The following is an 11,755-nucleotide window of genomic DNA, read 5'->3' as shown; positions in this document are numbered from 1 at the left end:
TAATTGTATTTTTAGCATAACTAATTATACCATAAAACAGTGATTTTATCAATGTTTATGCGTGTTTTTAGTTCAAAAAAAGCCAGCTTTATTTCTGGCTTTTTTTGTTTATTTAGACTGTTTATTTCGGAACAGCCCCTTATATATCCTTATTTTAAAGGACCATTTTCATCAACTTTAATTTTACCTTCTTTAACTTCAGCATTTAAAGCGTTTAATTTGTCAATATTTTCTTGACCAATTACATCTTTAGTGAATTCTAATTCAGTAATTCCAACACCATCTTCAGCTATACCGAAGTATTTAACTCCTGCTTCGAAGCTTCCTTCTACAACTGCTTTGATAGTTTCAAATACTGCTACATCAACATTTTTAATCATTGATGTTAAGATAGTTCCTGGAACTTCACCATCTTGGTTAGAGTCAACCCCTATAGCGAATACACCTTTTTCTTCAGCAGCTTTAAATACTCCAGCTCCTGTAGCTCCTGCAGCGTGCATTACTATATCAGCATTTTGAGCAATTATACTTTCAGTTAATTGTTTACCAGCAACTGGATCGTTGAATGGGTTAGAACCATTTACATATGCAGTTAAGATAGTAATTTCAGGGTTAACGTGTCTTGCACCTTGAATAAATCCTGTAGCAAATCTGTGGATAACTGGAGCTTCTACTCCTCCTACAAATCCTAATACATTAGTTTTAGTCATCATTGCTGCTAACGCACCTGTTAAGAAAGCTCCTTCTTGTTCTCTGAACATTAAAGAAACTACATTGTCTTTACCTTCGATTACATCATCAATTAAAGCAAATTTTTGATCTGGGTATTCACCAGCAACTGCTTCTACAGATTCTTTCATAGTGAATCCAACACCAATTATTAATTCATATTCTCCTGATTGAGCATATTCAGTTAATTGGTTTTTAGCTTCTACTGATGGATCTTTAGGTTCGTATTCTGAGAATTCTACACCTAATTCTGCTTTAGCTTTTTCCATTCCTCTAAAAGCTGAATCATTGAATGATTTATCTCCTTTACCACCTGTTGAATAAACTATAGCAACTTTTTTACCTGTTGCTTCAGCAGCTGGTGCTTCTTCAGTTTTTGCTCCACATGATAGAACAAAAACGAAAGTTAATAAAATTGTAAAAATTCCAAATAATTTTTTCATTTAAAATTCCTCCTAAATATTTGTTGCAACTAATTATACTATTTTTTTTACTAAAAATCAATACTTTTATTTAAATTTGTAAATTAAAAAAAGTACCTATAACAAAAATTATAGGTACAAAAACATATATTATTTTTCGTAAGGTTTTCCACTTGCTTTAGGAGGTCTTGATTTACGACCAAACATTACTAATGCAACTAATGTTAATAAATAAGGGATCATTGCTAAGAATTCTTGTGGAACACTACCTCCACTTGCTTTAGTATAATCTGATATTGCTTGTCCAAAAGCAAATAATAAACTAGCAAGTATTGCTCCTAAAGGATTCCATCTTCCAAATATCATTGCTGCAAGGGCCATAAATCCACGTCCTGCTGACATATTATTAGTAAAACTTGAAAGTATTACAGTAGTCATATATGCTCCTCCAAGACCCGCATATACTCCTGATAAAATAACTCCTATATATCTATATTTATATACACTAATACCTACTGTATCAGCCGCCAATGGATGTTCTCCTACAGCTCTTAATCTTAAACCAAAAACTGTTTTATAAACTAAGAAATATGAAAGTATTGCTAATAAATATATTAAAAATATTACTAATAAATTATTTGGGTGATTAGATGCTGCAGGTGTAGATCCTGAAGCTTTGAATATCACTTTAATCAAATATGAAGTAACAGCAACTGCAAATAAGTTAATAGCAACCCCACTAATTATTTGCTCACCTTTTAAATGTATACTTATAACGGCATGAATTAGTGACATCAAAGCACCAACTACCATACCACATACTATAGCTAAATATGGATTACCTGTAAAGTAGTTAACAACTGCTGCTGTAAAAGCTCCAGTTAACATCATTCCTTCTAATCCTATATTAGTAACTCCTGATAATTCAGATAAACAAGCCCCAACGGCTGTAATTAAAACCGGAGGTGCAACAGTAATAGTTTGTATTAATATTATTTTTAGTGCTTCCATTTATTTCCCCTTTCTCTTATTTAATATATATTTAAATAAGTTTTCTGCAGCAACTAATATAATTATTAATGCTTGGATTATAAATACTATTTCTTTATCAATATTAAATTGTCTTTGTAGAGTTTGACCTCCAATTTCAAGTGAAGCATAGAAAATAGCTGCAAAGAATATACCTATAGGATTATTTTTACCTAACAACGCAATGGCAAGACCTGTAAATCCATAATCTCCCATAATAAAGTCTGTATATCTATATTCAGCAGCTCCTCCTAGAACTCTTTCTGCTCCTCCAAGACCAGCAATAGCTCCAGCAAGTCCCATTGCAATAAATGCAACTAATTTAGGGTTAATACCTGCATTTTCAGATGAAGTAGGATTAAATCCAACTGCTTTAATTTCATATCCTAATCTTGTTTTTTCAAAAAAGAAATATGAAAGTATTATAATTACAATTATTATTATAAATCCTAAATTTAAATTTTGTTTTGTTTGATCATAAAAGAATAATGGTAATCTTGAAGCTTCAAATACTTTTTCTGTAATATTATTATTAGTTGTAGGATCTTTTAAAGGCCCGTTAACTGGGTTTATTAAATATCTTTGTAAGTTAGTCATAATATAATTTAACATAATAGTACTAATTACTTCATGTATATTATATTTAGATTTTAAAAAACCAGCAAGTGATGCCCATAAGAATCCAAATAAAGCCGCTACAAATAAACAAATTAGAATATTTAAAATACCAAAACTATCTAAATATGTAGTTACAAAAGTTCCTGCAAGTACTGCTCCTAAACCACCAGCTACTAATTGACCTTGTACTCCTATATTAAATAATCCTGCTTTGAATGCAATCATAACCGCTATAGCTGAAAACATTAATGGTGTTGCAAATACTAATGTTTTTGCAAGTCCGTTAAACGGAAATTTTGGTGATGATTGATAAAGTGCACTTTTAAACATAGCAAAATATGCTTCTAAAGGATTAACTCCTCTTGTCATCATTATTATAGCTCCAGCAAGTAGTGCTATAAATACAGCTAATAATGATGGTAAAATATTGTATAAAGTTTTCTTAAATTTATTCATCTAATTTACCTCCTGCCATTAGTATTCCTAATTTTTCCATAGTTGCATCTTCTCTATTTAATAATCCAACTACTTTTCCAGAATACATAACAGCTATTCTATCACTTAAAGTCATTATTTCTGTAAGCTCTGCTGATACAACCAGTATAGCTTTACCTTTTGTTCTTTCGTGTAATATAGTATTATGTATCATTTCTATAGCACCTATATCAACTCCACGTGTAGGTTGTGAAGCTATTATAAATTTATTTTCTTTTTCTAATTCTCTAGCGATAACAACTTTTTGTTGATTACCCCCAGATAAACCACCATATATTACAGTTCCATCAACTGGTCTTATATCATATTTTTCTATCATTTCTTTTGTATTTTTATTAACTGTATTAAAGTTAATTATACCTTTATTTACATATTTATCCATATCACCTAAGATAAGGTTTTCATTTACAGTAAACTCATCTATAGTTGCTCTTTTATGTCTGTCTTCAGGTACATGAGATAATCCAGATAATCTAATATTTCTTGGAGTAGTATTTATTAATTCAACCCCATCTATCTTATATGAACCTTTTTCAGCTTTTCTTAATCCAGCTAATACTTCTATTAATTCAGTTTGACCATTACCTTCAACACCAGCTATACCAAGAACTTCACCTTCTCTAATTTGAAGTGAAATTCCTTTTACTTTTTCAGCACCTTGATCATTTAAGGCAACTATATTTTCTAATTCAACTAAAGTATTACCAATTTCTACTTTTTCTTTTTTAATATCAAATAAAACTTCTCTTCCTACCATCATATTTGCTATTTCTTCTTTAGTAGCATCTGTAGTTTTTAAATTACCTACATCTTTACCACGACGTATAACAGTAATATTGTCAGATAAATCTAAAACTTCTTGTAATTTATGTGTAATGAAAATTATAGTTTTACCTTCTTTAATTAAATTACGCATTATACCATATAATTCTATAACTTCTTGAGGAGTAAGTACTGCACTTGGTTCATCAAATATTAGTAATTCAGCACCTTTAAATAATATTTTTAAAATTTCTATTCTTTGTTGTATCCCAACTGATAAATCTCCTACTTTTGCATCTGGATCTATATTTAATCCATATTTTTCAGAAACTTCTTTAACTTTTTGTCTTGCTGTTTCTAAATCAAAAAATACTTTATTTTTAATAGGTTCAAACCCTAATACCATGTTTTCTGCAACTGTTAATGTTTCAACCAACATAAAATGTTGATAAACCATTCCAACTCCTAATTTTGCAGCTTCAGTTGGTGTATCTATAGTTACTTCTTTTCCTTTATAGAAAATTTTACCTGAAGTTGGATCATATAATCCATTTAGTATTTTCATCAAAGTAGATTTTCCAGCACCATTTTCACCAACAATAGCATGAATTTCGCCTGTTTTAATTCTTAATGTAATATCGTCATTTGCTACAATTTTTCCACCGAAGAATTCTTTTCTAATATTATGCATTTCCAAAATATAGTTACTCATTGCTTCCTCCTATAAATTTCTTTTCCTAATCTATTATACAACATAAAATATTAAAATGCAAAACATCTTAATGATTTTTTATTTCTTTAACTACATTTAGCGGAACTATCTCAAGCAACTCCTTTTCACTTGCTTCAAATATATTTTTAACACTACCAAATTTTAAAATTAATTCTTTTTTTCTCTTTGGACCTATACCAGTAATTTCATCTAATATGGATTTAATATTTCTTTTTGATCTAAGTTTCCTATGATAAGTAATACCAAATCTATGTACTTCATCTCTTGTCCTTATTAATATTTTTAAAGCTTCATCATTTAAATCAAATATATATGGAATATCTTCACCAGCTTTAAATATTAATTCCTCTTTTTTAGCTATACTTATTATATCCACATAATTTATTTTACCTAATTCTTTTAATACATCTACTGCAACACCTAATTGACCTTTACCTCCATCTATTAATATTAAATCAGGTAATTCATCTATTTCTAATTTAGAATATCTTCTAAAAAGTGTCTCCCTCATCATCATAAAATCATCAGGTGTATCTTTTATTGTAATTTTAAAATGCCTATATCTCTTATTGCATGCTTTACCATTCACAGCAACACTCATTGCTGATACAGCATCTTTTCCCTGTATATTAGATATATCAAAACATTCTATTACTTTAGGTAATTTCTTTAAATTTAATACCTTTTTTAAATCAATTAACCCTTTTGCAATAGCCTTTTCTGTTTTTAAGTATTCATCTATAGAATAGTCTAAATTTTTAATACCTAGTTCTAATAAACTTAATCTCCTACTTTTTATTATAGGTCTATGTAATTTAACATTATATTTCTTCTCTTTAAAGAAATACTCTTCTATTAATTGAATATTTCCTTTGTACTTGCTTTCAACAATAATATTCTTAGGTATTTTCTTATTATCATAATACGAAAGAAATATTGTTTCAAATATATCATTTTCATCATACTTGTTTTCAACTTTAAGACTATTTTTTCCTACTATTTTACCATCTCTTATATTTAATACACAAATAAAAATGTTATTAGAAATATTTTTAAATACAAATACATCTTCATCAACTTCTTGACTATGTTCAATAATTTGATTTTTTATTAATGAATTTAATTTTTCAATACGGTTTCTAATAACTAATGCTTTTTCATATTCAAGATTATCTGAATACTCTATCATTTCTTTATGTAACTTATCTATTATACTTATATCTTTGTTTTTTAAAAAGTTTATCATAGCTTTAGAATTTTCAATATACCTATTTTCATCTTCTAAATTTTCAAAATACAATTCTTTTCTATTATTATACCTTAAATTACTCCCTACTATCTTTTTATTATACATATCTATGTTAAAAAACTGCATATCAAATGCTATGAGTAATAACTTAATCATTTCTTTAATATTAAAAGGATATGGTCCAAAAAAATAGGCACTCTCATTTTCTTCTAAATGTTTTCTACTTCTAACCACACTTATTTCAGGTATTTTTTCATTAGTTATTTTTAAATAAGGATAAGTTTTATTATCTTTAAGTAATATATTATATTTAGGCAAATGTTTTTTTATAAGGTTGTTTTCTAAAATCAAAGCTTCTAATTCACTATTACATAGAAAAAACTCTATATCATCTATATGTTTTACTAATTCAAAAGTTTTCATTGAAGATTTTGGATTGTTAAAATATGAACTTACCCTATTTTTTAAATTTTTAGCCTTACCTACATATATTATTTTCCCAGAAATATCCTTCATTATATATACCCCTGGACTAGTAGGAATGCTTTTTATATCAATCATTGTCAATCTCCCTATGTATTTTAAATACATCATATTTATATTTTAAAACATCATGCAACTTATTTACTAAGGTTACAGATCTATGTCTACCACCTGTACATCCTATAGCTATATGTATACTATTTTTAGTATTTTTAAAATAAATAGGTAATACGAATTCAAAAAAATCATTTATCTTATCATATAACTTATTACTATCTTCAAATGACATAACATAATTATATACACTTTCATCATTCCCAGTTTTATCTCTTAATTCCTCTAAATAATATGGATTATCTAAAAACCTAACATCAAAAACATAGTTAGCATCTTGAGGTATTCCGAACTTATACCCAAAAGAAGAAATCAATATTTTCTTCTTTAAAAAAATAGTATTTTCTATTATTTCAAATAACATTTTATGTTTAAGTCTAGTAGTGTCTATAATATTAATGTCATATTTTTTTAGTGGTAATAAAAAGTCTCTTTCAGCATTAATTGCTTTATTTAAGTCTACATCATTTAAAAATGGATGTGTTCTTCTTAAAAGCTCATATCTTTTAACTAGTTCTTCATTACTTGCATCTAAAAATATAACTATAAATTTTTTTGATATAATTATTTTCTCTAAAACATCAATTTCATCATCACTTTTTATAGAAATGCTTATAGCCTTTTTAGAATTATCTTCAATTTCAAGTACATGATTAATTGGATAATTTAAACTAACATAATATCCATTATCTTCTAAATATTTCAATGCAGTTGTCTTACCTGATCCACTAAGACCAAGAATTAATATATTATTATCCATAATTTACTCCTTAATAGAAACCAAAACTAATAAATCTAATAAATTTACCAAACCAATTTAATTTATTATTATCCTCTTTTGCATATATAGGTCTAGTTGTAATTAACTTATCATTAACTATTACCTCTAATAACCCAATCTCATCATCTTTATTAATATTACCACTAATTTCATTTAGTTTTATATTATATGAAATATCTTGTCCAAGATTAACTATATTAACATCTTCCTTAATATATCCCTCTATAGTTTTATTTTTATACCCCTTAACATCAAATAAATAATAAGCATTTTCTTTATCTACAATTTTTTCTAATTTTTCCATTAATTTAGATAAAATTTCTTTTTGCAATTTTTCTCTTTGTTTTTCAGTTTCAGAATTAAGAGAAATTGATATAATAGTACTATCTCCCATTTTAGAAACTAATATAATATTAAACCCTGATTCTTCATGAAAACCTGTTTTTAAACCTAGTATACCATATTTACCTAACATACTTATTCTACTATGATATATTCTTTGAGGATCTCTACTTTTTGTAAAACTAATACTACTTCTATTACTATAATCTAATATATCTGTATTTTCAATTACATATTTTGTTAATGTGTATAAATCTTTTGCTGTAGAAATATCCATGCCAAATCCCTTATTAAGTCTTGGTGGTAACCCAGCAGGTGATGAAAATTTAGTATTTTTCATACCAATTTCCTGTGCTTTTTCATTCATCAAATCAATAAATTTATTAATATCACCTTTACCTACATGCTTTGCTGTAGCGTATGCTGCATTATTAGAAGAGAAAATTATTTGAATTTTCATTAAATCTTCTAAAGTATAGCTATTATCACCTGGCCATACTGAAATTGCACCCCCACTTACAAAAGATGTATACCTATCAAATAATACCTTGTCATTTAAAGAAAAATTACCTCTAGAAATTTGATCTTTTGCCACTAATACATTCATAACTTTAGTTAAAGATGCTATTGGAAATTCAATTTCAGAATTTACATTCATAATTTCAGTACCATCTAAAAAAGATGTATAAATTATTGGTAATCTTTCTTTTTCTTTAAGTTCAAGACCAAATAAATTTAAACTTAAAAAACAAATAATAATTAATATTTTTTTCATATCTATACCTTTTTTCTATTTTTTTCATTAAATTTACAATAATTATTTATTTCACACTCACTACATTTAGGTCTTCTTGCAATACATTTATCTCTACCATGTAATATTAAGAAATGAGAATATTCATACCATGATTTTTTTGGAACTATTTTCATAAGTTCCTTTTCTATGATTTCTACATTATCATTATCAACAAAACCAATTAAATTTGAAAGCCTTCTAACATGAGTATCAACAACTATTCCGGCTCTAATACCCCATAAATCGCCTAAAAGTACGTTAGCAGTTTTTCTACCAACACCTGGAAGTTTAATTAATTCATCCATACTTCTTGGTAAAACACCACCATATTTCTCTATAAGCATATCTGCATTAGCTTTTAAATTTAATGCTTTATTTTTATAAAAACCTGTAGATTTGATATATTTTTCAACCTCTTCTAAAGATAATTTTTGCATATCTTCTGGTTTTTTCAAAATTTTAAAAAATTCCTTAGTTACAATATTAACTCTCTTATCAGTACATTGTGCAGATAAAATTACTGCAACCATTAATTGGTATTCATTAGAATAATCTAAAGCTATCTTAGGTTCTTTAAATTTTTCTCTTAGTATTTCTAATACCTTACTTATTCTTTCTTTTTTAGTCATATATTCACCTTTAAAAAAAAGCCTTTTTTTACAAAAAGGCTTTTCTTATTTATTATTTAACTATTTTTTCTGGGTAAACACTTACTCTTTTTTTACCTTTGAAAGTTTCAAATTTAACGTAACCTTCAATTAATGCAAATAAAGTGTAATCTTTTCCAAGTCCCATGTTGTTACCTGGGTGGAATTTAGTTCCTCTTTGTCTAACAATTATATTTCCTGCTTTTACAGCTTCACCATCATATCTTTTTACTCCTAAGTATTTAGGATTAGAATCTCTACCATTTTTAGTAGACCCTTGTCCTTTTTTTGAGGCGAATAATTGTAAATTCAACTTTAATATCATTTTCCATACCTCCTAGCTCTAAATTGTACATTTTTGGGATAATCTTCAGAAATTGTTTTAAGCATTATTGATAAAGACTTTAATAAAGACTGTGCATTATTTAAATCTTCCTCACTAACATTTCTTAAATCACAAAAGATATATCCATCCTTCATTTCATAATTCAATTTCTTTATTTTCAACACCTCTATTAGTCCATTTAAAGTCATAATAGATGTGGCAGAAATTGATGCACATACTATGTCTTCACCATAATTATATGCTTCTGTATGTCCTTTTATCAAAAAGGATACAATTTTATCTTCTTTTTCAGAAAATTCAATATTTGTCATAATTATCCTTTAATATCTTTTACTTCTATTAAAGTATATTGTTGTCTATGACCTTGTTTTCTGTAGTATGTTTTTTTATTGTATTTAAAGTTGATAACTTTTTTACCTTTACCGTGCTCTTTAACTTCAGCTACTACTTTAGCTCCTTCTACTAATGGTGATCCAACTTTATCTCCTACCATTAATACTTCTTCAAATGAAACTTCAGTTCCAACTTCTACGGCTAATTTTTCAACTTTTAATAATGAACCTACTTCAACTTTGTATTGTTTTCCTCCAGTTTTAATTACTGCAAACATCTGTTCACCTCCGAAATTATAAAATCGCTGCTTTAGGTATTAGCCACCTAACACATGCGTACATAGTATAATATCACATTTATACTATCACTGTCAATTGTTTTTGTATATAAATAAATGATTTTTCTTATTTTAGTTGATTTTTTTATTATATTATTGTATTATAGAAAAATATAAAGGAGGATTTATGAAATATATATTAGAATTTGATATGATACAAACAGTTGGAATAGCTGTTATATTCTTAATTATTGGTATAAAACTTAAAAAAAGAGTAAGTTTTTTTCAAAAATATTGCATACCTAATCCTGTTATTGGTGGTATAATATTTTCTATTATAGCATTAATACTAAGATATTTAAATATAGTTGAATTTAATTTCGATACTACTTTACAAAATTTCTTTATGATAATGTTTTTCACTAGTATAGGTTTTAATGCAAGTTTTTCTTTATTAAAAAAAGGTGGAATAAAATTAGCTTTATTTCTATTCGTTGCAGTACTACTAATATTATTCCAAAATACTATTGCTATAATTATAGGTAAAGTATTAAATATACATCCATTAATAGCTTTAATGACAGGTTCAACTCCAATGACTGGTGGACACGGCACTTCAATAGCTATATCTGAAAACATACCTATGGATGGTTTAAAAACAATAGCAATAGCTGCTGCTACATTCGGTACTATAGTTGGTTCTTTAATTGGACCACCACTTGCAAAACAGCTTATACAAAAATATAATCTTAAATCTTCTGATATAGCTGAAGATAATAAAAATGATAATGATGAAATACATGAACTTGATGAAGAAAGATTTGCAAAAGCATTTTTCATTTTATTATTATCAATGAGTATAGGAACTATATTAAACTATTGGTTAAAAAAAATTGGCTTAAAAATGCCTGTATATATTGGCCCAATGTTTATAGCTGCAATAATAAGAAATTTATCAGACATACTATACAAAGAAATACCTATGAAAGAAATTCAAATACTTGAAAGTATTTCTCTAAACTTATTCTTATCTGTAGCATTAATTTCACTTAAATTATGGCAGTTATTTGATTTAGCTGGTCCATTAGCTATATTATTATTAGCTCAAGTAATTACAGCATACTTATTTGTAAGATTTATTACATTTAATATTATGGGTTCAAATTTTGATGCAGCAATAATATCTGCAGGTCATTTAGGATTTGGTATGGGTGCAACACCTAATGCATTAGCAAATATGAAATCAGTAAATGATGAGTTTGGTTATTCAAAACTTGCATTTCTAGTCGTTCCTATTGTAGGATCACTATTTATAGATTTCTTCAACATTAGTATAATAACAATGTTTATACATTATTTTAGTTAATTAAAAGGGGCTGTTCCGAAATAGCCTAAAAAAATTATGGAGAATTCTAAATTTTTTAGAATCCTCCATTTTTTTTAACAATTTTTAACCTTTTATTTCAATCTAAATAAATATACTTAATTTTGTGCAGCACCAAACTGAGGGTTTATACCCTCAATAAAAAAATATTACTTATACTTTATGCTACTACTTCTTTTAATTTATATAAATCTATATTTTCTCTATTTTTTCTT

The 11,755-nt window shown here is 26.9% G+C and carries 12 protein-coding genes; 1 reads left to right on the top strand and 11 read right to left on the bottom strand.

The genetic code is table 11. The features are described 5' to 3' along the window. Nucleotides 1-149 precede the first annotated feature (149 nt). The 11 genes from AYC60_RS07390 to rplU form a co-directional block, all read right to left on the bottom strand. Complete coding sequence (locus AYC60_RS07390) at nt 150-1,172, bottom strand: BMP family lipoprotein (RefSeq protein ID WP_067323097.1); 1,023 nt, start codon at nt 1,170-1,172, stop codon at nt 150-152. A gap of 129 nt (nt 1,173-1,301) precedes the next feature. Then, on the bottom strand, nt 1,302-2,162 hold the full coding sequence (locus AYC60_RS07385) for an ABC transporter permease (RefSeq protein WP_067323094.1): 861 nt from the start codon (nt 2,160-2,162) through the stop codon (nt 1,302-1,304). Next, on the bottom strand, nt 2,163-3,254 hold the full coding sequence (locus tag AYC60_RS07380; protein ID WP_067323091.1) for an ABC transporter permease: 1,092 nt from the start codon (nt 3,252-3,254) through the stop codon (nt 2,163-2,165). Beyond that, entirely contained in the window at nt 3,247-4,767 is a 1,521-nt protein-coding gene (locus AYC60_RS07375; RefSeq protein ID WP_067323088.1) for an ABC transporter ATP-binding protein, read from the bottom strand. The genes AYC60_RS07380 and AYC60_RS07375 overlap by 8 nt, the downstream gene beginning before the upstream one ends. Nucleotides 4,768-4,834: 67 nt before the next feature. Continuing rightward, on the bottom strand, nt 4,835-6,598 hold the full coding sequence (gene uvrC / locus AYC60_RS07370) for an excinuclease ABC subunit UvrC (RefSeq protein WP_082762600.1): 1,764 nt from the start codon (nt 6,596-6,598) through the stop codon (nt 4,835-4,837). Continuing rightward, entirely contained in the window at nt 6,591-7,394 is an 804-nt protein-coding gene (gene rapZ, locus AYC60_RS07365; protein ID WP_067323086.1) for an RNase adapter RapZ, read from the bottom strand. Before rapZ ends, uvrC begins: the two co-directional genes overlap by 8 nt. Before the next feature lie 10 nt (nt 7,395-7,404). Further along, the gene (locus AYC60_RS07360; protein ID WP_067323084.1) at nt 7,405-8,532 is read right to left on the bottom strand and encodes a D-alanyl-D-alanine carboxypeptidase family protein; all 1,128 of its coding nucleotides are present in this window, start codon (nt 8,530-8,532) and stop codon (nt 7,405-7,407) included. Between the two features lie 2 nt (nt 8,533-8,534). Next, complete coding sequence (gene nth, locus AYC60_RS07355) at nt 8,535-9,182, bottom strand: endonuclease III (protein WP_067323082.1); 648 nt, start codon at nt 9,180-9,182, stop codon at nt 8,535-8,537. 52 nt (nt 9,183-9,234) lie between these two features. After that, the gene (rpmA, locus tag AYC60_RS07350; RefSeq protein WP_067323080.1) at nt 9,235-9,525 is read right to left on the bottom strand and encodes a 50S ribosomal protein L27; all 291 of its coding nucleotides are present in this window, start codon (nt 9,523-9,525) and stop codon (nt 9,235-9,237) included. Continuing rightward, nucleotides 9,522-9,857: a ribosomal-processing cysteine protease Prp gene (locus AYC60_RS07345; protein WP_067323077.1), complete on the bottom strand. Its 336-nt coding sequence runs from the start codon at nt 9,855-9,857 to the stop codon at nt 9,522-9,524. The genes rpmA and AYC60_RS07345 overlap by 4 nt, the downstream gene beginning before the upstream one ends. A 2-nt stretch (nt 9,858-9,859) precedes the next feature. Then, on the bottom strand, nt 9,860-10,156 hold the full coding sequence (gene rplU / locus AYC60_RS07340) for a 50S ribosomal protein L21 (protein WP_067323075.1): 297 nt from the start codon (nt 10,154-10,156) through the stop codon (nt 9,860-9,862). A 187-nt stretch (nt 10,157-10,343) separates the two neighbouring features. Here rplU and gltS point away from each other — a divergent pair, with 187 nt between their 5' ends. Further along, entirely contained in the window at nt 10,344-11,522 is a 1,179-nt protein-coding gene (gltS, locus tag AYC60_RS07335; protein WP_067323073.1) for a sodium/glutamate symporter, read from the top strand. Nucleotides 11,523-11,755 lie beyond the last annotated feature (233 nt).

Origin of the sequence: Streptobacillus felis (genome assembly GCF_001559775.1) — a bacterium.
Lineage (GTDB): Bacteria > Fusobacteriota > Fusobacteriia > Fusobacteriales > Leptotrichiaceae > Streptobacillus > Streptobacillus felis.
The sequence above is the reverse complement of the archived record's forward strand: the minus strand, read 5'-3'. Positions and strand labels throughout refer to the sequence as shown.